Source organism: Paraburkholderia sp. BL21I4N1 (assembly GCF_002973525.1).
Classification (GTDB): Bacteria; Pseudomonadota; Gammaproteobacteria; order Burkholderiales; family Burkholderiaceae; genus Paraburkholderia.
In genome coordinates this window covers 38775-62180 of record NZ_PVEN01000010.1, presented here as the reverse complement: position 1 = coordinate 62180, position 23406 = coordinate 38775, and the positions used below count along the sequence as shown (strand labels likewise).

Genomic DNA, 23406 nt, shown 5'->3' with positions numbered 1-23406 from the left:
CGTTCGGCGTTCGGCTTTTGGTGTCCGGCGCTCAGGTCAGCACGTCGGGCTCAGCGTCGACCAACCCTGCCAGCAGGCTCTCAAAAGCGAACAGCGCGCCGCCGGGGCGGCCCACCTGCTCATGCGTGAGCATGGCGACGTCGTGCGGGATGGCCTGCGGCGTGCCGGCGGCTTCGGCCAGCAATTGCGCATGGCATGCGTTGTCCAGTCCGATGTACCACCACGCCGCCGCTTCCACGCTCGGGCCCGCGGTCAGGATGCCGTGATTCTTCAGAATCACCGCCTTGCGCTCGCCGAGCGCCGCCGCGATACGCGCGCCTTCATCCGTATCGAGCACGACGCCGCGAAAATCGTCGAACAGCGCGTGATCCTGGTAGAACGCGCACGAGTCCTGGGTGAGCGGATCGAGCGTACGGCCGAGCGTCGACCATGCTTTGCCATACAGCGAATGCGTGTGGGCCGCCGCGATCACGTCGGGACGCATTTCGTGAATCGCCGCGTGGATCGCGAAAGCGGCCTGATTGAGCGGACCTTCGCCGACCACGATCTCACCGCCGGCATTCACCAGCAGCAGATCGGATACGCGAATGCGGCTGAAGTGCTTGCCGAACGGATTGACCCAGAAGTGATCGGTCCACTCCGGGTCGCGCGCGGTGATATGGCCGGCGAGACCCTGATCGAAACCGTAGCGCGCAAACAGACGAAACGCGACCGCGAGGCGTTCCTGCCGATGACGGCGTTCCGCCGCGATGCTGTCGCGCGGCGGAATGTCGTCGAACCAGAATTTGCGTAGCGGCGCGTGGCGTTCGAGCGTGCCGCCGATGCCGATGGCAGCGGCGGTGGCGTGAGAAAGGTCGGTCATTGCGCGTCCGTTCAGGCCGCCACGCGTTCGATACGCGCGATGCGCTCACGAGTCGCGGGAATCAACTCACGGCCGTAATCGATCGCGTCTTCGAGCGGATCGAAACCGCGCACGAGGAACGTCGTGACGCCCAGCGCATAGTATTCGGCGAGCGTCTCGGCAACCTGCTCCGGCGTGCCGACCAGCGCGGTCGAATTCGAGCGCCCGCCGATTTCCTTCGCCACACCGGTCCACAGGCGCTCGTCGACGCGATCCGAGTCCCCCGAGGCCGCCAGCAAACGCCGCGCGCCTTCGCTCTGCGCCGGGCCGCCGACCCCAAGCCCCTGGGCCGCGCGCAGCCGCCGGGTTTCGTCGAGAATGTGCTCCGCGCGCTCCCATGCCGCGCTTTCCGTGGCCGCGAGAATCGGCCGGAACGACACCGAAAAACGCACCGTGCGGCCATGCTTCGCCGCTTCGGCGCGTACACGCGTTACCTGTTCGCGAACCTGCGCCTTCGATTCGCCCCACAGCGCGTAGACATCCGCGTGACGGCCGGCGATTTCGAGCGCAGGCGCCGACGCGCCGCCGAAATACACCGGAATATGCGGTTGCTGCAGCGGCTTCACTTCGGAAAAGCCCTGTTCGAAGCGGTAGTACTTGCCCTGATGATCGAACGGTTTCGTCTCGGTCCATATGCGACGCAGGATCTGCAGATACTCGTCGGTGCGCGCATAGCGTTCGTCGTGCGACAGAAAATCGCCGTCGCGGCGCTGCTCGGTATCGTCACCGCCCGAAATGATGTGCACGGCGAGGCGGCCGCGCGAATAGTGGTCGAGTGTCGCCAGTTGGCGCGCGGCCAGCGTCGGCGCTACGAAACCCGGCCGGTGCGCGAGCATGAAGTGCACGTTGCGGGTCACGCTCGCCGCGTGCGAGATGGTCAGCAGCGCGTCGGGACTCGTCGACTGATACGGCACGAGGATCCGGTCGAAACCCGCGTCTTCGTGCGCGCGGGCAAATTGTCCGACGTACTCGAGGTCGATCACGGGACCTTGCGCTGCGTGAGTTTCAGACACCTTGCGGGTCTGGATCATGCCGATGAATTCGATGGACACGTGGAGGGCTCCCGGAATGGTGTCTGCCCGGCGGGGCGGTGGCGCGACGCGCTAAATGCAGGGGTGGGTTCGAGGGGTTTAAGGTAGCAGCGCGACATGCGCTTGTTAAATATTGATCGGCCATATCTATATCGGGTTTGCATGTAACGGAGGTAGGGGTTCGAGTCCCCTCCCTGGACTCATACCACAAACACCCCTCCACTAACGTGGGCATCCGTGCACCGTCAGCAGAAAACCGGAAGCTTTGCGAGAATGCCCCATCGCGCGAAAGCGCCGGAAACCGCAAACCAACAGACAATGATCCCCTTCTCGGTCCTCGACCTCTCGCCTGTCATCGCAGGCGCCACGCCCGCGGATGCCTTCAGGAACACGCTCGACCTCGCGCAGCACGCGGAAAAATGGAACTACCGCCGCTTCTGGCTCGCGGAACATCACAACATGACCGGGATCGCCAGCGCGGCGACGTCGGTGGTGATCGGCTATGTGGCCGGCGGCACGAAGACGATCCGCGTCGGTTCGGGCGGCGTCATGCTGCCGAACCATGCGCCGCTCGTGATCGCGGAACAGTTCGGCACGCTGGCGTCGCTTTACCCCGACCGTATCGACCTCGGCCTGGGTCGCGCGCCCGGCACCGATCAGAGCACCGCCCGCGCGTTGCGCCGCGATCTGCAGAACAGCGCCGATTCGTTCCCCGACGACGTGGTCGAATTGCAGCGCTATTTCGCCGACGCGGTGCCCGGTCAACGGATTCGCGCGGTGCCGGGCGCGGGGCTGCATGTGCCGTTGTGGCTGCTCGGCTCGTCGCTGTTCAGCGCGCAGCTGGCGGCGTCGCTCGGTTTGCCGTTCGCGTTCGCATCGCATTTCGCGCCCGACTACATGCTCACCGCGCTGCAAATGTATCGCGCGCAATTCCGGCCGTCGGCCACGCTCGACAAACCGCATGCAATGGTCGGCGTGAATCTGTTCGCCGCCGACAGCAATGACGAAGCGCAGCGTTTATTCACGTCGCTGCAGCAGCAATTCATCAACTTGCGGCGCGGCACGCCCGGGCAGTTGCAGCCGCCGGTCGACCAGTTGCAGGCGTCGGAGATGGAGTTGAACAGCGTCGCGCATTCGCTCGCGTGTACGGTGATTGGCGATCGCGACGCGGTGCGCGAAGGCTTGAAGTCGGTGATCGCGCAGACCGGCGCGGACGAGTTGATGCTCACCGCGCAGATCTACGATCACGCGGCGCGCTTGCGCTCGTTCGAGATCGGCGCGGAAATACGTGATGAATTAGCGGCTGGCGAGTGATCGCGGTTCACTGGCGTGCGATGACTGAATCTTTTCCAGGTGCTTCTGGAGTTGTTGAACGAACACCTTGAGTCCTTGCGTACCCGCATGGCTCATCGACGTCATCATGCACACGCCCACGGAGAGCGCCGGTTCGAGTTGCCTGACGGCAAACGTGTCGGCCGCCGACTGCGCCGTGTATTCGTCGATGATCGTAAAGCCGATGCCGCTCTCGACCAGCGCGCGCGCCAGATAGTAGGTCTTGACCTGAATCATCGGCACGCGGCCGTCTTCGTCGAAACTGGCTAGCGTCGCGTTGACGATCGAGCCGAGGGGATCCATGGAATCGAGGCTGATCCACTTCGACAAGTCGAGCTCGCGCAGGCGGACCGGCGCCTTCGCGGGCCAGTCGCTGCCGGCACCGAACAGCACGGCCCGCGCCCGGCCGAGTTCTTCGATCGCGATACCCGCCATCGCCGCCGGTTCGAACGCGATGCCGATGTCGATTTCCTGCGCCAGCAGCAAGGCCGACAGGGTCTGCTGGTTTTCGGTCCGAATGTTGATCGAGACATCCGGGCAAAGTCGCGTGAAAGCCGCGACGGCGCGCGGCACGAGACTCAAGCCGAGACTCGGAATACAACCGATGCGCAGCATGCCGCCGGGATGCGAGGCCAGATTGCGCGCGAGATGTCTGACACGATCCAGGCTCGCGTGCAGCGTCTTGGTCTCCTGAAACAGCAGCATCGCTTCGGGCGTCGGTTTCAGCCCGCCAGGCAGTCGCTTGAACAGCGCGACGCCGAGACTGTGCTCGGCCTGCGCGAGCATCTTGCTCGCCGCCGGTTGCGAAATGTTCAGGAGGCTGGCGGCGCCTGACAGCGAGCCGGCCTGCATGACGGCATGAAAGACTTCGATGTGGCGCAAGCGCATGGTCGTGGACGAGACAGGGAGAGACTTCGGCATGGCAGGCGCCGCGAGGCATCCGGAAGTCGCCGTCGCGAAGCCGCCATGTTCTGCAACGGCTGCTCGAGCCAGTTTAGCTCAAGCGTCATGGAGCACGTTACACAGTACTCACGCAACCCGTCACCGCGATGTTTGCCGCACGGGTGCCGCGCGTTGCCGGTCTCGCTCACGAGGGCTGCACGCTTTCGCCCATGCGCGGTTCAAGCGGTTTCCACGTGGCCGCGACCAGCACACCGGCGACCGCGGAGCCGATCAGCAACCAGAACGCGGAGATATACGCGCCACCGGACGCATTGATCAGCGCGCCCATCGCGATCGGTGCGAGCGTTGCGCCCATCTGGCCGCCGAAATTCATCAAACCGGTCGCGCTGCCGATCAGATGCTCCGGGAAGTAGCGCAACGGCATCGCGAAGACCGAGGCATAGACGAAGTTGAACGCCAGCAGACAGACGGTGAGATAGACCATCAATAGCGTCATGCTGGTTGTGTTGATCATCAACGCGATGGAGAGCGCACTCACGAGCGCGCCCCCAATCATGAACGCACGCTCGTGTCCCCTGGCGTGCCGGTCGAGCAGATAACCCACCGCGTTGGTGCCGACGAACGCCAGCAGGTTCGGAATCGCGACGGCCATGCCGGTGTGCGAGAGATCGATGTGATACGTATGCATCAGGTACGACGGCATCCACGACGTCACGCCCACATACAGCACGCTGGCAAAGAACCAGATCGCCGCGATCTTCCACGCCGCGGGCATGCGAAGCAACGGCCCCCACAACGTGCGACGCCGATGGGCGTTGCGCTCGCGCTGCCCCTTCATGCCGCCGCGCAACGAGGCCCAAAGAATCGCCGCGACGACCAGCCCCATCGCCGCCAGCATCGTGAACGAACTACGCCAGCCGAAGCGCGCCACCGTCAAGCCGATGAGCCCGGAGCCCACCGCGTTGCCCAGGAAGGTCGTCGAGATCAGCAGCGACTTGGCGCGTGCCCGCTCTTTGCGCGGAAACACTTCGGCGATCGTTACTGAACTTGCCGGCGAAAACGCGCCTTCTCCCACGCCGAACAGCAGACGGATCGCGACCAGCGACGCAAACGACCAGGCCATCCCCGTGGTGCCCGTAAAAAACGACCACGAGGCCACGCAGGCCACCACGACGATCCGCGAACCGATCTTGTCGGACAGCCAGCCGCCGATTAATTGCGTGATCGCATAGCTGAAGTAAAAAGCGCTCAGCACGACGCCGGCTTGCCGCGCGTCGAGGTTGAATTCGGCGCGAATCGGAATGATGGCGGTGCTGATCAGGATGCGATCCGCGTAACCGGCCGCCCACGCAATGAAGAGGCTCGTCAAAGCGGCCGTCTTCTGCTTCCTTGAAAACGTCATGTCCATAGAGCGTTCCGCCTCCCGTTCGTTGTTCGTTACATGCTGTCCCAATCGATCGCGGCGCCGAAAACATCGAATGTCATGGATCGGGATGAGGACGAGGCGGATTGTTTCCCGCCCAAATTGCCCCGTCTAATGCATTTTCTTTGTCGGGCATAACCTGCCGTTAAGCCTTCGACGACGTCGGCTTTCGCGCGCTCGCAAGCCCGGACCACCACGTGTTAGCTTCGGGTTATACCGCGCATCGTTTTCTCAATTGCGACCGGCAGGGGGATTTCCCATACTGACGAGGTGCCATGCGCAACACGTGTCCGCCATTCCCGGCGCCCTCTTCGTCATTACTCTGGTGGCTAACCTCTCATGCATGTCTGTGTTTTCGGTGGTGGTGTCGTCGGTGTTACTACCGCCTACTATCTGGCGCGTGAAGGTTGGCGCGTCACGCTCGTCGAACGGCATTCGCAACCGGGTCTGGAAACGAGCTTCGCGAACGGCGGCCAGCTCAGCTATAGCTACGTCGCGCCGCTTGCCGGGCCGTCGGTGCCGGGCAACCTCGCACAGTGGCTACTGAGCCGGACCGCGCCGTTACGTTTCCAGCCGAGCCTGAGTCTCGCGCAATGGGGCTGGTGTGCGGCGTTCCTGTTCAATTGCACGACGGCACGCAACCAGCGCACGACCATCGAACTCCTGCAACTCGGCGCGTATAGCCGCGACGTCATGCACGATCTGATGCAGACGGAGCGACTGGACTTCGCCTTCCGCCCGAGCGGCAAGCTGGTGGTCTACCGTGATCGTGATGCTTTCGACCGCGCGCGCCGGCAGATGGAGTTTCAGGCGCGCTTCGGCGCGCAGCACACCGCGCTCGATGCCGCGTCATGCATCGATACCGAGCCCGCGCTGGATTCGCTGCGGCACACGCTCGCCGGCGGTATCTACACGGCGTCCGAAGAAACCGGCGACTGCCACCTGTTCACGCGCGAGCTGGCCCGCGTCGCCATCGAGAAATACGGCGTGCGGTTCGTCGGCGGGACCGCCGTGACTGGTCTTCGGCGCGAAGGCAACAAGATTGTCGCCGCGTACACCTCGCAAGGCGAGATTGCCGCCGACGCGTACGTGGTCGCGCTCGGCAACCACAGCGCCGCGCTCGTCAGGCCGCTCGGCATCCGGCTGCCGATCTATCCGCTCAAGGGCTACAGCCTGACGATGCCGGTCGGCGAGCGTCATGTCGCGCCGCGGGTCAGCGTTACCGATCTGCATCACAAGGTGGTGTACGCCCGACTCGGCCAGCATCTGCGCGTCGCCGGCATGGTGGATATGACGCCGGCGGGGTCGCGTGAGGATCAGGCGCGTATCCGACTGCTGACCGCGCAAGCCCAGGCCACCATGCCGAACGCCGGCGATTTCTCGTCGGTGCGCGCCTGGACGGGTTTCCGTCCGGCGACGCCCGACAGCAAACCCTTACTCGGCGCCACGCCGCTCGCGAATCTCTGGCTCAACACCGGCCAGGGCTCGCTCGGCTTCACGCTGGCCGGTGCCAGCGCCGCGCTGCTCACCGACGCGATTCACGGCCGTGCGGGCAAGCTCGATCTTCGGCCGTATCAGCTCACGAATCGCGACGCCGTGCGCAAGCTGCCGACGATGGCGCACTCGTCGCCGTCATAATGGCCGCAGCATCGCTGCCGCACGCTCATCCAACACAAAGGTGACTGACGACATGCTGGATCTGATCATTGAAAACGGCACCGTCGTCGACGGTACGGGCGCGCCGCGCAAGGCCTGCGACGTCGGCGTGGAAGGCGGACGCATCGCCCTGCTCGGCGACCTGCGCGAGGTGCCCGCGGCGCAACGTTTCGATGCCCGCGAGCGGATCGTCGCGCCCGGCTTCATCGACGTACATACGCACGACGACCAACTGCTGCTGGAGACTGTCGACGGTCCGCATCCGAAGCTATCGCAAGGCGTGACGACGGTCGTCACCGGGAACTGCGGTATCAGTCTCGCGCCGCTCGTGATGCGCGATCCGCCCGCGCCGCTCAGTCTGCTCGGCGACGACGTCTGGCGTTTCCCGCGCTTCGCCGATTATCTCGACGCGCTCGACGACGCCCGGCCGGCCCTCAATGCGGCCTGCCTCGTCGGCCACACGACGCTGCGCGCACGGCACATGGCCAACCTCGACCGCGGCGCGACACACGCCGAGATCGCCCGCATGTCACGCGATCTGGACGAGGCGCTGGCGGCGGGCGCGATCGGCATGTCGACCGGGCTCTACTATCCGCCCGCTCGCGCGGCGAGCGCCCAGGAGGTGATCGATATCGGCCGGCCGCTGAGCGCCGCGCGCGGCGTGCTGACCATGCATTTGCGCGACGAAAGCGATGCCATCGACGACGCGCTGCGCGAAGCGCTGCATATCGGCCGCGCCCTCGCTATCGATACGGTCGTGTCGCATCACAAGATCATCGGCCGCAATAATCATGGCCATTCCACCCAGACGCTCGCGATGCTCGACGAAGCGTCCGCGCATCAGTCCGTCTGCTTCGACTGCTACCCGTACAACGCGTCGTCGACGATGTTGTTGCCGGCCCGCGTCAAGCAGTCGGACGAAGTGCTGGTAACCTGGTCGAAAGCGGACCCCACGGCCGCGGGCCACTCGCTGTTCGCACTCGCGAAGGCCCGCAACGTCGATCCGGAAGCGCTTGCCGCCGCGTTGACGCCGGCCGGCGCCATCTACTTCGCGATGAGCGAGGACGACGTGTCGCGCATTCTCGCGCACCCTATGAGTATGATCGGATCGGATGGCCTGGCGCACGACGTGCAGCCGCATCCGCGCCTGTGGGGCACCTTCCCGCGCGTGCTCGGCCACTACACGCGCGAGCGCCGCCTGTTCACGCTCGAAACCGCGATCCACAAGATGACGGCGCTGAGCGCGCGGCGCTTCGGGCTGCAGGGCCGTGGGGCGATCGCGCTGGACCACTGCGCCGACCTCGTTATTTTCGACGAACAGCGCATTGCCGACCACGCCACCTTCGAGCAGCCGACGCGAGTGAGCAGCGGCATCGATGCGGTGATCGTGAACGGCCAGTTCGCGTGCCGGGACGGGGCGACGGTGAATGCTCACGCGGGGCGGGTGATTCGGCGGGTGGATCGCTAGATTGCAGCCCGATCACTCCGGCGAGCCGCGATCACATCCGGGTTGACGGGTCGAGACCATTCATACGGAGTCGCCGCCTGACGGCGGACAGCAGCAGCGCTTCGCCAGACGCCGCCAGCGATGTTAGCGATCTGCAACAGCAACCGGACCGGGTGACGGATAATAGCGGCATCGTCATTTGATGCCCTATTTCAGGATTCCCCCATGGAAATTAAAGTCAACTTCCTCGACAAGCTGCGTCTTGAGGCCAAGTTCGATGACTTCACGGTCATAGCCGATCAGCCTATCCGTTATAAAGGCGATGGCTCGGCACCGGGTCCGTTCGATTATTTTCTGGCTTCGTCGGCCTTGTGCGCGGCTTACTTCGTGAAGTTGTACTGCGTAAATCGCAATATTTCCACCGAAAATATCCGTCTATCGCAAAACAATATTGTCGATCCGGAAAACCGTTATCAACAGATCTTCAAGATTCAGGTTGAATTGCCGTCGGATATGTCGGAAGCCGACCGCCGGGGCATTTTGCGCTTTATCGACCGTTGCACGGTAAAGAAAGTCGTTCAAGCCGGGCCCGAGTTTGTCATTGAAGAGGTAGAAAACCTCGATGCCGACGCCCAGTCCTTGTTGACGTTGAAGCCGGCTTCGGACGTGAGCACCTATATTCCGGGCAAGGATCTGCCGCTGGAGCAAACCATCGCCAATATGTCCGGCATTCTGGCGGGCCTGGGCATGAAGATTGAAATTGCTTCGTGGCGCAATATCGTTCCGAATGTGTGGTCGCTGCATATTCGCGATGCCCATTCGCCGATGTGTTTTACCAATGGCAAGGGATCGACCAAAGAAAGCGCGTTGGCGTCGGCATTGGGTGAGTTTATCGAACGCCTGAACTGCAATCACTTCTATGGTGCTGCATTTTGGGGTGAAGACATCGCCAATGCGGCGTTTGTCCATTACCCGAATGAGCGCTGGTTCAAGCCCGGCCGAAAGGACGCGCTGCCGGCTGAAATTCTGGATGAATATTGCCGGGAAATTTATAATCCCGACGGCGAATTGCGCGGCTCGCATCTGTACGACACCAATTCCGGCAATGTGGAGCGCGGTATCTGTTCGCTGCCGTTTGTGCGGCAGTCGGACGGTGAAGTCGTGTACTTCCCGTCCAACCTGATCGAGAACCTGTACGTCAGCAATGGCATGAGTGCCGGTAATACGCTGGCCGAAGCGCAGGTGCAATGTCTGTCCGAGATTTTCGAACGGGCAGTGAAGCGTGAAATTCTGGAAGGTGAAATCGCGCTGCCGGATGTGCCGCAGGAAGTGCTGGCGAAATACCCTGGCATCGTGGCCGGGATCAAGGGCTTGGAAGAACAGGGTTTCCCTGTGCTGGTGAAGGATGCGTCGCTGGGCGGGGTCTACCCGCTGATGTGCGTCACCTTGATGAACCCGCGCACAGGCGGTGTGTTTGCGTCGTTCGGCGCGCACCCGAGCTTCGAGGTAGCGTTGGAACGGAGTCTGACGGAGTTGCTACAGGGGCGCAGTTTTGAAGGTCTGAACGATTTACCTCAGCCCACCTTTGTCAGTAACGCCGTGACTGAGCCCAATAACTTTGTCGAGCACTTCATCGATTCGAGCGGTGTGGTGTCGTGGCGGTTTTTCAGCGCCAAAGCCAATTACGAGTTCGTCGAATGGGATTTCTCTGGGCACGGTGAAAATTCGAATGTTGAGGAAGCGGCAACCCTGTTCGGCATTCTCGAAGAGATGGGCAAAGAAGTGTACACGGCGGTGTATGACCAGTTGGGCGCCGTCGCTTGCCGGATCTTGGTGCCGGGTTATTCCGAGGTTTATCCGGTAGACGATTTGATCTGGGATAACACGAACAAGTCGCTGTTGTTCCGCTCCGATATTTTGAACCTGCATCGTCTGGACGATGCCGCGCTCGCCGCCATGCTTGAGCGGATGGAAAACAGCGAACTGGATGAGTACTCCGATATCGCCACCTTGATCGGCATCGAGTTTGACGAAAATACGGACTGGGGACAACTGACCGTTATCGAGTTGAAGCTGCTGATTAATCTCGCCTTGCAGCAATTCGAGGCGGCGCAGGAACTGGTGGGGGCTTTCCTGCAGTACAACGACAATACGGTCGAGCGCGGATTGTTTTATCAGGCGTTGAACGTGGTGCTGGAGGTGATGCTCGACGACGAGCTTGAGATGGACGACTACGAGGTCAACTTCCGCCGGATGTTCGGTGACGCCCGGATGGATGCGGTAATGGGGTCGGTGGACGGCAGCGTGCGTTTCCATGGTTTGACGCCGACCAGTATGAAACTGGAGGGGCTCGACAGGCACCATCGGCTGATCGACAGTTATAAAAAGCTGCATACGGCGCGGGCTAATGCGGCGGGTGCGGGGAAGTAGGGGCGCGAGTTGGAGATGAACATGAGCGCCCGTCTGTGGCGGCGTGCATCAATATTGATGCCGCCGAGTGGGCGCCGCCCGACTGGTCACGACCAGAGCGGATAGGTTCGTGGTCGTGACCACTCGTTGCGCGTAACAGTCAATTTGCCTGGCTCGAAAAGCGGCCACTCGAGTCGAAGAAAATTTGCGTTTCCACGAGCATTTCGCGACCGATTCCGGCTCATCGGGATCGTCAGCCTATTTCCGGAGAAACGCAGCGAGAGACTCGAAACGTTGCTGTGTCTCTTTTTCGAAGATCGTCGTCACCCGATCCGCGCAAAGCCAATGGATCCATCTCGGACGTAGGCTCAATTTAAAAGTGTAGATGAGATCCGACGTGCCGTCGTCGCGCTCGCGATGGCGGATCGACGCACTCCACTCATTGAAAATGCCAGCAGGTCGGTCGATCGTGGCTGCGGCGAGATGCGGTGGATCGTAGGCAATAAAACGCGTACGCAAACAGAACACGCCCCGCCATCCACGTCCGACGTTGATCGACAAGGCGCCAACGTGCGGATAACGATTGCCACCTTCCACCGTTGCCTGCCTCAGCAGTGTGTCCCAGCGCAGGCGCGTGTCGTGATTGTGAAATGCCTCAAATACCTCTGCCGACGTCGCAGGCATGTGAAAAATCAACCGGCTTACCATCGGGGTATCTGGGGTAAAGGATCGCCGGTCATTGGTGAACAGGTACGCCAGAGATAACTGTCTCATTCCAATGATCGAGAATCGTGGCGCCCTGCGCACGCGCCACCGTTTCCGCCTTTCTGCGGGTCGCCAGCATCTCCGGCAAAGCACTACGGTAGCGAGCACGCAAGGCGTCGGGTGTGACATCGCCATTCTTGCCAAATGCGTCGAGCCACGTTTCGTCGGTCCTGATCGTTGCGCTCAGCTGGTCGCCAACCACCAGTGGCACGTCTGCACGGAAGTCTTTTGTATATTGAAGATCGATAAACATATTGTCGACGTGCCAGCTCCAGACGACCGTGCCGCCTGCCCTAAGACGTTTCCATTGCTCCAGCGTCAACGGATAGGTCGGGTCCGCATAGTCGATGCCTGACGGCGGTGAATATTTCTGGCCGCTTACGGGTGCGTCGAAAACGTACGTGTCCAGTCCGCCGAGCCGTGGCGAATCCGCTGCAATGAAGCGCTTCCAGCCGGCCCGGTTGATACGCGCAATGACATCCATGACGTAGCGATAGAGCGCGTCGTCGTATGCACTCAGCGCCGCCTGATCCTTGATGTCGTGCGGCGGTGCAGGAACCTTGAAGGTCACCTCGATATTGCGCACGCGCGCGCCTTCCTCGGAGTCCGACATGAATTCGACGTCGGTCGCCTGCGGAAAGAGCACGCCATGACGGTCATCCTTGAGCTCAAAGACCGGTTCGACGCCGGTCACGATACGGCTCGCGTCGTACATCAACGCCGTGGACACCGTTGATTTCCTGATCGGCACGGCGGCCTTGCGCATGACCTCGTCGCTGTTCTCGCCTAATCCGAAGGAGAGGTTTGCCTGCATCGCCTGTTTTCCTTGCTGAACGTTCGTTGCTTCGCTTTGTGCCGACAGCACGTGGGTTGACCCCAACGCAATCAAGGCGCATACGGCTATCGCCGCTATCCATCGCTCAAGCATCCTTCCACCCGCCGATTGCTCCAATCTGTTCGATCATGTATGGCCGATATCGCGGCGACGTCATCAGGTAATGGTATTTGTTCAGGATCTTCGTGACGTAGGCCATGCGGTCGGGCGTGTCATAAAGCTTGCCAGTGTCCATTGTCACCTTGATGTCATCCGTTTGCAGACCGTGCGGCTTCAATTCCGATTCCTCGATGCTTGGCGTGACATCTGCCGATGCGTTGAAAAACACGGTGGGGTCCTTAGCGCCCGACAACGAACGCAACACGGGCAGCCGACCGAAATCGTTCATATCGATGGCATCGCGGAATTCCTTGTGGTCATACACCATCTTCTGCAAATGAAGCGTCTGTTCGTGTAGTAGAAATTGCCACGCCGCAGAGCGGGCAAGTGGCGGCCGGCCTCTGGCGCTCGATGCTTCATACTGCTCCAGCAAGCCAAAGCCATTGTTCAGATACGGAGTCAGCTTGCATTGGTTCATTTCTGCGAGCGCCGACCCGTCCTTGATGTCGGCCGCGCCGAAAACGACGATCTTCTTGCGCAGCGCTTCGATCAATCCGTTGTTCGGGCCGCTCGCCCAAGGCAGGCCCTGAATAATCTTTTTGACAGCCGGATCATATGTGCCGACGTCGCGCTTGCCCTTACAGTGTTCGAACAGTTCCTTGCCGTGGTCCCGATAGAAGAGGTGCCACGTGGTCACTTCGAGAAAGACCCAGAGGTTGCCCTTTGCAAGATAATAGAAGGTCACACGCGCCGAATCGCGTGCCATACCAAGCGCCGCTTGGGGTTTCTGCATGGACATAAACTGCATCGCAAGATCCATCCCAGCCACGACCTCCTTCGCGGCAAACGCGGCGAGGCCGGGCCAATAGAAACGCCCAGCCTTGTCCGTGCCTTCGTCGGCAAGGAAAAGTTGCGCGTAGTTCCCGGCGGTGCGCTTCGCGCGGCGCATCGCGTCTTCGATGAATCGGCCACTCTCCGTTTCGAAGCTGATGTTTTTCATTTGCGCGACTGACCAGAGATCCTCGCACTTCATCGTGCAATCGACGCATGAGTCCGGCATCTGGTTGGTAGTGCCTTGGCCAACCTGCCTGCCCTTCAGATAGACCGTATTTTCGCCGTCGTTGACGACCGAATCGTTAGCCATGAATCCCCTCTGGCGGCGTTTAGCTGAGCGAGTCCGTGCCACTCGTAATATTGGGAAAATGCAGAAACGCGGAAATTTTCTCCGGACTGCTGGTGAACATGCGCGAAACCGCACCCTCCTGATCGGTGACGTTTTCCAACTGATCGCTGCGCATTTCGAGCAGATGGGTCATGTTGGGTATGGGACGCCCGAGTTCATCCTTGAATACAAACTTCTCGTCGTATGGGCCGTTTGATTGTTTGAACGCGCCCAGGTTGGTGCGCATCTGCGCCGGGCCCGCAAACGTGTGCTCGGCCCCCTTGATGTCGACCGAGCCGGGGGTATGAATCTCGATGTTGCCGTCTTTGATTCGAATATAGCCGCCACCGCTCGTCAACAGGATGCCGGCCGCCGACGCAATTTCGATCCGCCCGGTCGAAGACAAGACTTTCATCGTCTTCTGCGCAGTAATCTCGATGTTGTCTGTGTGCGCCTGCACTTCGACTTTGCCCTTGGCCGCAAACAGCTTCATCCCACCGTTCTGCACAAACAGGCTGAGCTTTTCCGCAATGCTTGCAACTAGCGATTTGCCGGTTGCGATGTGGGTGCTCTGTCCGCTTAGGAGGTTGATCTGTGCATTGCTCGTGATATGAGCGGATTTTTGCGTGGACAGTGCGATTCCAGACGGGCTGCCAAACAGCATGACGGGTTCCTTGAATGCATTCGCACGTCCCGTTCCGCCACCTGCCGTGTTGCCGCCTGACAATGGCCCGGAAACGCTGTTCCGCGTTGCATCCGTGAATGACTTCAGCGAGTCGTAGCCATCCTTGAGACTTTCGGCCTGGTGCGTAATGCTGGCCTCGGACATCGCTTCAAGTACGCTTTCCAAGTTCAAGAGTTGAGAGGTGGATTCCTGTCCATCCAGCGGTTGAGCGACAGCAGGATAGGTTGTGACATACATGCCTTGGCCCGCACGCACCGCACCAAAGGCGTCAGACTTCAGGTCGAAGCCACTGCCCAGATAGCTGCCTCTGCTGTTGCCGCTCTGGTCGATGAGATAACCCAGATGCAATTGTGAATTGGCGCTCGTCGAATAGAGATGAACGCGGTTCTGGCCCGTCGAGTCATCCATCACCATCTGGTTGTAGCCACTGCCCTGATATTCCTTGGACTTGTAGCCTGAGAGCAGGCCGTTGGAATGCCAGGGCGGTTTCGTCGACCCGTTGTAAATCCGCCCAGTAACGAGCGGCCTGTCGCAGTCCCCATCCACCCAACTGATCAGAACCTCTTCGCCGACTCTCGGAACATGCACGCCACCGTATCCACCGCCCGTATCGGACATCGCGACACGCACCCAGCAGGAAGCTTTCTCGTCACCGCCGTTGAGTCGGTCCCAATGAAAGCGCACCTTAAGACGGTTCAGGGGGTCCGTGTAGACTTCTTCGTTTGCAGGGCCAACGACAATCGCCGACTGCAGATACATATCCGGTTTGCGATGCTCGAGCGGGCTGCGATACGCAACGGTTTTGCGTTGCGCCTCAATCTCCACGAGGAAGAAGCCTTCGCTACCGTCAGCGTGCCGAACCTTCAATCCGGCCTCCGAGGCATAGTTCGTCCTGATCGTCGCCAACTGTTCGTTCAGGCTATGAGGGAAGTCCGCTGCCTGACTGGACACCGGCAGATTGTTTTCTATGAACCAGGCGGCCGCGATAATGGCGAACTGCCGCTTTTGCGCGCTATCCGCGGCATGCTCAGGATGATTGTCCAACTCGAACCACCGACCTGCGTCCGCGCCTCGCACGCCACCTGCGCCGAAGAAACGCTTGGCCCGCGATTCCCACTCCTCCATACGGATTTTCGACAGGTGCTCGCCTCTGTTCTGAGCGGCATAGGTGTAAGCACCCGAATATTCGTATACCTCGGCTTGCTGGGGAAGGTCGCCTTGACTGGGAAGAGTCGGGATGTTTGTACCCTTCGGATTTCCTCGCGGAGCGGGTGCTTTGTAATCGAAGGTGCGAGTTGTGAGAGTGGTACTTTGCAATGTTCGCGTACCTGCCCACTGCAGCAACGCGTCGGCTTCGCTGTTCGTGCCGGCGCGGTAGAACTCTACAGTCTGCGGTGAAAGCGGTTGCAACGCGTCGAGACTGTCCGTGACAATGAGCGTATGTGACTTCCCGTCGCTCGCCTGCTCGAAATAGCCGAACAGGCCCTCACTTTCCATCAGCCTGTTCACGCAATTCCAGTCGTCCTCGTATTGCACGCAGAACGAACGCGAGGGCAACGGCTTGCTCAGGGCGAAGCGAAACGCCCCCTGAGCCTGTAGGTGCATGTTGAACACGTCAGTCAGAATCTGGTCGACTGGTCTGTCCTGCCAGATCCGTGCATCTTTACGAAAACGCAGGAAGTGCATCCAGGACGCAAATACGATCTGATAGCTCGTAAGCCCGCCATCCGATCCCAGACGGCGGGCGGTATGCACATATCCATGGTGAGGCAGATAGGACCTGTCGGCCTGCTGAATCCACAGTGTCACTGGCTGGGCGATCAGCGTCTTGAGTTCGACGGTGCCGGATGTAGAAACAGCGTCGACGGCGAATTCGTAGTGGCGGCCGATTCGTGAATGGCCGACAACCCGTTGTGGCAACAAGGCACTGCCGCCAAGGGATGTATCCAACTTAAGCAGGCGATCACTCTGGACGAGTCCGCCAGTCATTGCTCCGATTATGTCCCGCGTGGCCATACCACCTCTTCTCGATAAACTGATAGACCTATCCACTATTTCGCAATTCTACAAATATTCAGATTAATCAGCCAGATAAAGGAAATAGAAAACGTAAAAACTGGATTCTTCGCAATCCGATTATGCATTTGGAATATCAATGCATTCTCTCGGTGATTTTTCAAAAAATGTGAAATATCGCAAATTAGGCACGGTGCCGGGTTTGTTCAGGTTGCCCTTTAATGAAGGCATCGCCTGCCGCCATGAGCGTCTTAATATGACGAACCAAACGTCTCCGGCCGCAGTTTCGCCCAACGATGAACGACGTGGCTGCCCCCCGCACCACGAAAACCCGCTTGAACGCCTACCGATTCCCCCGGCACCGCCGCCATCCCATCCAGCAACGCCTTATGAAACGCCTGCGGGTCCTGCATCTGCGGCGCGTGACCCAAGTCCGCGAACTCAACCAGCGTCGCGTGCGGAATCGCCTTCGCGGCTGCCTTACCCAGTTCCGGATAATGGCCCAGCTGCGCGCGCACGTCAGGTGGCGCGGCATCCTTACCGATCGCGGTCGTATCCTTCTGCCCGATCAGCAACAGCGTCGGCATACTCAACTGCCCCAGCTCGTACACCACCGGCTGCGTGTAAATCATGTCGTACAGCAAGGCCGAATTCCACGCGACGATCTGCTTACCCGGCCCCCGATACATACCCGCTAGCATCTGCACCCACGGCTCGTAATCGGCACGCCAATGCCCCGCGTAATAAGTGGACTGCTCGTAGCGGCGAATGCCGTCCGCGGTCGTTTTCAGCTCGCGCTCGTACCATTGATCCACCGACAGCGACGGCACGCCCTTCGCCTTCCAGTCCTCCAGACCGATCGGGTTCACCAGCACCAGTTGCTGCGTCTCGAGCGGATACATCAACGCATAGCGGATCGCCAGCATGCCGCCGGTCGAATGACCGATCACCGTCGCGTCGCTGACGCCAAGCGAGGCCAGCAGCGCATGCGTATTGCGCGCGAGTTGCTGGAAGCTGTACTGGTAACGCTCCGGCTTGCTCGATTTGCAGAAGCCAATCTGGTCCGGCGCGATCACGCGATAGCCGGCGTCGCTCAGACGCCGGATCGTCGTGTCCCACGTTGCCGCGCAGAAGTTCTTGCCGTGCAGCAAGACCGCTGTGCGGCCGTTCGGATTGGCCGGCTTGATATCCATGTACGCCATATGCAATGCCACGCCTTGCGACGTGAAGTCGAATTGCTCGACCGGCGCGGGATAGTTGAAGCCCTGAAGTTCGGGACCGTAGGCGGGACCGGCATTGTCGGCGACGCTGGCGGTCGAAGCGGTCAAAGCGCTCGAAGCACTCGAAGCACTCGACATCGTCGAAGCAGCCAACACGGCGGGCGCAACCGTCAACGCACAAACGCCCAACATCGCGAGCAAGGAACGGCGGCGATAACTCATCGGGATATTTTGCAAACTGAAAGTAACGGGAAGCATTGCGGTCGAAGCCTCGGGCAAGCCACCCACTGAACCGCGGCCGGAAGCGCACGATTCTACGACGCACCACCCAAACGCTGCTGCCGCGCGCGCAGGCTTCGGGCGGCGGCAAGCAAGGCAACACGCGACGCACACCCGCATGGCACACATATTGCGACACCCCACCTCACGCTCTATGTGTCGTGCCGCACGGAGCCGCCTCGTGCAAGGGTTGATTGTGCGCAACAGGGCCGGCTGGCGACCCTCCGCACAATTCACACTACGCGCTCGCGGCCAATCGGTGCTAGAACTAGCAGACGGGTCCGCGAAGACGGCGCCGCCTGGCAGCACGAATCATCAGCGGAGAGAACCAGCGACCAATCATCCGGGACATACTAACCAGCAACCATCTTGCATACGACCGGAGCGGGCGTAACGAGACCCGAGTGAACGCCAAAGCGTCAACCCGGGCCGCCGCGCCAGATCCGGTCGACAAAGGAGACAGACATGGACACGCCGGCACGGCTGAATGATCTGCAACGCACTACCCTCGCCATCGTCCTCGCGGGCGGACGGGGCACGCGGCTCGGGCCGCTCACCAATAAACGCGTCAAGCCGGCGGTGCACTTCGGCGGTAAATACCGCATCATCGACTTCGCGTTGTCCAACTGTCTGAACTCCGGCATCCGCCGCATCGCGGTGGTCACGCAATACAAGGCGCACTCGCTGCTGCGCCATCTGCAACGCGGCTGGAGCTTCCTGCGCGGCGAATTCGGCGAATTCATCGACCTGTGGCCGGCCCAGCAACGCGTGGAAGGCGCTCACTGGTATCGCGGCACGGCGGACGCCGTGTTCCAGAACCTCGACATCATCCGTTCGATCCGGCCGAAGTACGTGGTGGTGCTGGCCGGCGACCACATCTACAAGATGGACTACACGCGCATGATTGCCGATCACGCGGACAGCGGCGCGGATTGCACGGTCGGCTGTATCGAGGTGCCGCGCATGGACGCAGTGGCCTTCGGCGTGATGGCCGTGGACGAAAACCGCCGCGTCACCGGCTTCGTCGAAAAACCCGCCGACCCGCCCGCCATGCCCGGCCGCCCGGACGTGGCACTCGCCAGCATGGGCATTTACGTGTTCAACGCGGATTATCTGTACTCGCTGCTCGAAGAAAATATCTCCAGCATCGAAACGGATCACGACTTCGGCAAGGACATCCTGCCCCGCGTCGTCACGCAAGGCACCGCGATCGCGCACCCGTTCAGCATGTCGTGCGTGACCTCGGACCCGAAAGTCGAGCCGTACTGGCGCGACGTCGGCACCATCGACGCCTACTGGGCCGCCAACCTCGACCTCGCCTCCACGATCCCGACGCTCGACCTGTACGACCCGAGCTGGCCGATCTGGACGTATCAGGAACAGTTGCCGCCGGCCAAGTTCGTGCGCGACATGAAAGGGCTGCAAGGCACGGGCAACAATCTGATCGTGTGCGGCGGCTGCGTGATTTCGGGGTCGCAGATTTCGCGCTCGGTGTTGTCGTCGAATGTCAAAGTGAGTTCATTCTGTAACATCAATGAGGCAGTCTTGTTGCCGCAGGTAACGGTCGGCGCGAGCTGCCGGCTACAGAAGGTGGTGATCGACCGCGGTTGCGCGATTCCGGACGGCACGGTGATCGGCGAGGATCCAACGGCCGACGCCGAACGCTTCTACCGTACCGACGACGGCGTCGTGCTGGTCACGCCCGAAGCACTGCGGCAGACAGTGAAGTAAGCCCGCAGGGGTCGCCGCCGGCGGCCCCTGCGTTGCCCCAGGGAAAACAGGACCGACTGACCGCATTCCCCTATCGCAACCAGACAAAAGCCTATGACGATACGCGCCCTGCACGTCGCAAGCGAGCTGTATCCCCTCCTCAAAACGGGCGGTCTCGCCGACGTCGCGGGCGCGCTGCCGCCCGCGCTGATCGAGCGCGGCGCCGACGTGCGGGTGCTGCTGCCCGGCTTTCCGGCGGTGGTTGCCGGCCTCGTCGACCTGCAACCGGTCGCGCGCCTGGGCCGCCGCTTCGACGCGCCGGACGTGACGCTCGAACGCGGCACCCTGCCCTCGAACGGCCTGATTGTCTACGTGATCCGCGCCGGCACGCTGTACGACCGGCCCGGCAACCCCTATCTGAACGACGAACACGTGCCGTATGGCGACAACGCGCTGCGCTTCGCGCTGCTCGGCTGGGTCGCCGCGCAACTGGCGCAGCGCCTCGACCCGGCGTGGACACCGCAGATCGTCCACGCACACGACTGGCATGCCGGGCTCGCGCCCGCTTATCTGAAAGCGGCGGAGCGTCAGTCGGGCCGGCCGCTCGCGCGTTGCGTGTTTACCGTGCATAACCTCGCGTATCAGGGCGTGTTTCCGGCGCAGCAGTTCGCGCAACTCGGTTTGCCGGACGACTTCTTCACGATGCACGGCATCGAGTTTTACGGGCAGTTGTCGTTCCTCAAAGCCGGGCTTTACTACACCGACCGCATCACGACCGTCAGCCCGACCTACGCTCGCGAGATCCAGACGCTGGCTCAGGGCGGCGGTCTGGACGGACTGCTGCGGCATCGCTCGCACGATCTGAGCGGCATTCTGAACGGCGTCGACTACGCCGTGTGGAACCCCGCCAGCGACACCCTGCTCGACTCGCACTACAACGCCACGCGCCTTGCCGGCAAGCTGAGCTGCAAGGAAGCGCTGCAAAAGCGCTTCGGCCTCGCGCAGAAAAGCGACGCGCTGCTGTTCGGCGTGGTGAGCCGCCTCACCGAACAGAAAGGCCTCGATCTTCTGCTCGAAGCGGTGCCGGAAATTGTCAAACGCGGCGGTCAACTGGTGGTGTTCGGCACCGGCGACCCGGCGCTCGAAAACGGCCTGAAGCGGGCCGCGCATGCGCATCCGGAAGCGGTCGCGGTGGAACTCGGTTTCGACGAAACGCTCGCGCATACGATCGTCGCGGGCAGCGACGTGATCGCGGTGCCGTCGCGTTTCGAGCCCTGCGGATTGACCCAGCTCTATGCGCTGGCCTATGGCTCGCTGCCGCTCGTGCATTGCGTGGGTGGACTCGCGGACACGGTGGTCGACGCATCGCTCGAAAATCTCGCCGACGACCTCGCCACCGGTTTCGTGTTCGAACGCTTCGAGCCGAAAGGGATTGGCAGCGCGATCCGCCGCGCGTTCGCGCTATACGACCGCCGCACCGAATGGAAGGCCACGCAACGGCGCGCCATGCGCCAGGACTTCGGCTGGGGCGCATCCGCCGAGCGCTATCTGGCCTTGTATCGCGAACTCACCTGAGACTCGCCTGAGCGGACTTCGGCCGGTGCGCCAGCCTGGCGCGCCGGCTGCCGCCGTTGCGCGTGCTGCGATCAAGTCCCATCCGTCTGATGGTTCGACGCAACACCACAGGGCCGGATCAACTCGCGCGCGGCAAACTCATGTATTGTTGCCTGAGCCTGCAGAGCGTGCATTTTTCTTGCACTATCTGAAGCAGACCTGCCGCTTGAGGCGTCCCGCTCATACCGGATCGCGCTACCGCGGCGAAAATCTTCCCGTTTCCATTGATCGCGCATGAGCGCTTGCGCGGGCTACACCATGACGAAAAACGTTCTGAGCATCCAGTCCCATGTCGTGTTCGGGCACGCCGGCAACAGCGCGGCCGAATTCCCGATGCGCCGGCTCGGCGTCAACGTCTGGCCGCTCAATACCGTACAGTTCTCGAACCACACGCAATATGGCCATTGGACCGGCGGCGCGATCGAGGCCGCGCAAATGGAAGAGCTGGTCGAAGGCATCGGCGCGATCGGCATGCTACCGCGTTGCGACGCGGTGCTGTCCGGCTATCTCGGCACGCCGGAGCAGGCGCAGTCGGTGCTGGAAATCGTCAAGGCCGTGAAGGCCGCCAATCCGCGCGCCTGGTACTTCTGCGATCCGGTGATGGGCGCGGCGAGCGGCTGCAAGGTCGAACCGGGCATTCAGGAGTTTCTGGTGCGCACCATGCCGGAAATGGCCGACGCGATGGCGCCGAATCACACCGAACTGCAACGTCTCGCGGGCCGCGAGATCGAGACGCTCGAAGAAGCAGTGACCGCTTGCCGCGAACTGATCGCGCGTGGGCCGAAGCTGATACTGGTCAAGCATCTGCTCGACCGCAACAGTCCGGCCGACCGCTTCAACATGCTGGTCGTCACCGAACGCGAAGCATGGATGGGCCAGCGCCCGCTCTACCCGTTCGCGCGTCAGCCGGTCGGGGTCGGCGATCTGACGAGCGCGGTGTTCGTGGCGCGCACGCTGCTGGGCGATTCGATTCGCGCGGCGTTCGAACACACGCTGGCCGCGGTGAACGCGGTGGTCAAGGCGACCTGGCAAGCCGGGCGTTATGAGCTGGAACTGGTGGCCGCGCAGAACGAAATCGCGCAGCCGCGCGAATGGTTCGACGCATGGGTGGCGGACAGCGCTTGAACCGCCGCGCGGCGCCTCACCTTCCATCACGTCCTATAATGCTTGCCGCGTGAACGAGGCATCACGGCATGCCCTCGCCCACCGCTACTTTTCAGGCATCAAGCATTCAGCAGACGAGGCATCGATGGACGGCTATATCCGCAGCGAGCGGGAAGAATATTTTGAGCAGTTGTGCGTCAGCGTCGACGCCGACGAAACCCACGAACAGGAAGCGATCGAGTTCTTCGAGAACCAGTTCGATCAGGCCGACTTCGATCCCGCGCAGTGGCTCGACATTGCGCTGTACTACTCGCCGGCCGTGGCGCGCGGCATCATCGACATGGTGACGCCCGACGACCGCGCCCGCAGCAACATCGCCGAAGTAATCGCGGACAACCTCGACATCTCCTACGGCGAAGACGAATGCCAGCAATTCGCCGAGACCATCGAATTCGCGCTGAACAACGGCGTGCCGGTCGATATCGACCTCGTGCTCGACGGCTGCCAGCGCGCGATCGACGACCTCGACACGTGGGCCGATGAAGACACCAAGGCGCCGCTGCTGCGTCTGCGTGAAGAATTGCTGCGCCAGCAAGGCGAGCACTGAGCGTTAATCAGCTGGGCTGAAGCATCGGGTTAAGCCCCAGGCATCCCGCACTAAACGTTAGATATCCCGCCGGCGCGCTCGCGCCGGCCTCTTAAGCATGTGCCGCAATCCGCACCCATGCGCCCGCGCCGACAGGCCGCCAGCGTATGCGCTGCGGGCCCTGTGCCGAAATGCTCATTCAAAGCGCCTCGAACTGCCAAGACGACGG

General features: G+C 61.6%; 17 protein-coding genes. 8 read left to right on the top strand and 9 right to left on the bottom strand.

Annotated features, from left to right (window positions below):
• Positions 1-31 precede the first annotated feature (31 nt).
• Positions 32-862, bottom strand: coding sequence for a class II aldolase/adducin family protein (locus B0G83_RS23695; protein ID WP_258168164.1), 831 nt, complete (start codon positions 860-862; stop codon positions 32-34).
• A gap of 11 nt (positions 863-873) precedes the next feature.
• Positions 874-1953, bottom strand: coding sequence for an LLM class flavin-dependent oxidoreductase (locus B0G83_RS23690; protein ID WP_105509841.1), 1080 nt, complete (start codon positions 1951-1953; stop codon positions 874-876).
• 297 nt (positions 1954-2250) lie between these two features.
• Here B0G83_RS23690 and B0G83_RS23685 point away from each other — a divergent pair, with 297 nt between their 5' ends.
• Positions 2251-3246: an LLM class flavin-dependent oxidoreductase gene (locus B0G83_RS23685; RefSeq protein ID WP_105509990.1), complete on the top strand. Its 996-nt coding sequence runs from the start codon at positions 2251-2253 to the stop codon at positions 3244-3246.
• On the opposite strand, the gene B0G83_RS23680 is transcribed toward B0G83_RS23685, so the two are convergent.
• Positions 3229-4185, bottom strand: a complete 957-nt coding sequence (locus tag B0G83_RS23680) for a LysR family transcriptional regulator (protein WP_105509840.1) — start codon at positions 4183-4185, stop codon at positions 3229-3231. The genes B0G83_RS23685 and B0G83_RS23680 overlap by 18 nt on opposite strands.
• 166 nt (positions 4186-4351) lie before the next feature.
• The gene (locus B0G83_RS23675) at positions 4352-5575 is read right to left on the bottom strand and encodes an MFS transporter (RefSeq protein ID WP_105509839.1); all 1224 of its coding nucleotides are present in this window, start codon (positions 5573-5575) and stop codon (positions 4352-4354) included.
• A gap of 354 nt (positions 5576-5929) precedes the next feature.
• On the opposite strand from B0G83_RS23675, the gene B0G83_RS23670 reads away from it, so the two are divergent.
• From B0G83_RS23670 to B0G83_RS23660, 3 genes are all read left to right on the top strand, one after another.
• Positions 5930-7228, top strand: a complete 1299-nt coding sequence (locus tag B0G83_RS23670) for a D-amino acid dehydrogenase (protein ID WP_105509838.1) — start codon at positions 5930-5932, stop codon at positions 7226-7228.
• Between the two features lie 52 nt (positions 7229-7280).
• Positions 7281-8714 (top strand): amidohydrolase family protein, encoded by a 1434-nt coding sequence (locus B0G83_RS23665; protein WP_105509837.1) that lies wholly within the window; start codon positions 7281-7283, stop codon positions 8712-8714.
• Positions 8715-8918: 204 nt separating this feature from the next.
• Positions 8919-11123 carry an OsmC domain/YcaO domain-containing protein gene (locus B0G83_RS23660; protein WP_105509836.1) on the top strand — a complete coding sequence of 735 codons (2205 nt, stop codon included), beginning with the start codon at positions 8919-8921 and terminating at the stop codon, positions 11121-11123.
• Positions 11124-11360: 237 nt separating this feature from the next.
• Here B0G83_RS23660 and B0G83_RS23655 read toward each other — a convergent pair whose 3' ends face one another.
• From B0G83_RS23655 to B0G83_RS23635, 5 genes are all read right to left on the bottom strand, one after another.
• Positions 11361-11876, bottom strand: coding sequence for an SRPBCC family protein (locus B0G83_RS23655; protein WP_258168163.1), 516 nt, complete (start codon positions 11874-11876; stop codon positions 11361-11363).
• On the bottom strand, positions 11839-12732 hold the full coding sequence (locus B0G83_RS23650; RefSeq protein ID WP_105509834.1) for a hypothetical protein: 894 nt from the start codon (positions 12730-12732) through the stop codon (positions 11839-11841). The genes B0G83_RS23655 and B0G83_RS23650 overlap by 38 nt, the downstream gene beginning before the upstream one ends.
• Positions 12733-12787: 55 nt before the next feature.
• On the bottom strand, positions 12788-13945 hold the full coding sequence (locus B0G83_RS23645) for a DUF2515 family protein (protein ID WP_105509833.1): 1158 nt from the start codon (positions 13943-13945) through the stop codon (positions 12788-12790).
• Positions 13946-13964: 19 nt separating this feature from the next.
• On the bottom strand, positions 13965-16664 hold the full coding sequence (locus tag B0G83_RS23640; protein ID WP_105509832.1) for a type VI secretion system Vgr family protein: 2700 nt from the start codon (positions 16662-16664) through the stop codon (positions 13965-13967).
• Positions 16665-16915: 251 nt separating this feature from the next.
• A complete protein-coding gene (locus B0G83_RS23635; protein ID WP_374954936.1) occupies positions 16916-18142 on the bottom strand; it encodes an alpha/beta fold hydrolase in 1227 nt (408 codons plus the stop codon).
• A gap of 486 nt (positions 18143-18628) precedes the next feature.
• On the opposite strand from B0G83_RS23635, the gene glgC reads away from it, so the two are divergent.
• The 4 genes from glgC (at position 18629) to B0G83_RS23615 (ending at position 23198) form a co-directional block, all read left to right on the top strand.
• Positions 18629-19894, top strand: a complete 1266-nt coding sequence (gene glgC, locus B0G83_RS23630) for a glucose-1-phosphate adenylyltransferase (RefSeq protein WP_105509830.1) — start codon at positions 18629-18631, stop codon at positions 19892-19894.
• A 93-nt stretch (positions 19895-19987) separates the two neighbouring features.
• Positions 19988-21448 carry a glycogen synthase GlgA gene (gene glgA, locus B0G83_RS23625; RefSeq protein ID WP_105509829.1) on the top strand — a complete coding sequence of 487 codons (1461 nt, stop codon included), beginning with the start codon at positions 19988-19990 and terminating at the stop codon, positions 21446-21448.
• A gap of 297 nt (positions 21449-21745) precedes the next feature.
• Complete coding sequence (gene pdxY / locus B0G83_RS23620) at positions 21746-22612, top strand: pyridoxal kinase PdxY (protein ID WP_035561912.1); 867 nt, start codon at positions 21746-21748, stop codon at positions 22610-22612.
• Between the two features lie 124 nt (positions 22613-22736).
• On the top strand, positions 22737-23198 hold the full coding sequence (locus B0G83_RS23615) for a hypothetical protein (protein ID WP_105509828.1): 462 nt from the start codon (positions 22737-22739) through the stop codon (positions 23196-23198).
• Positions 23199-23406: the final 208 nt, after the last annotated feature.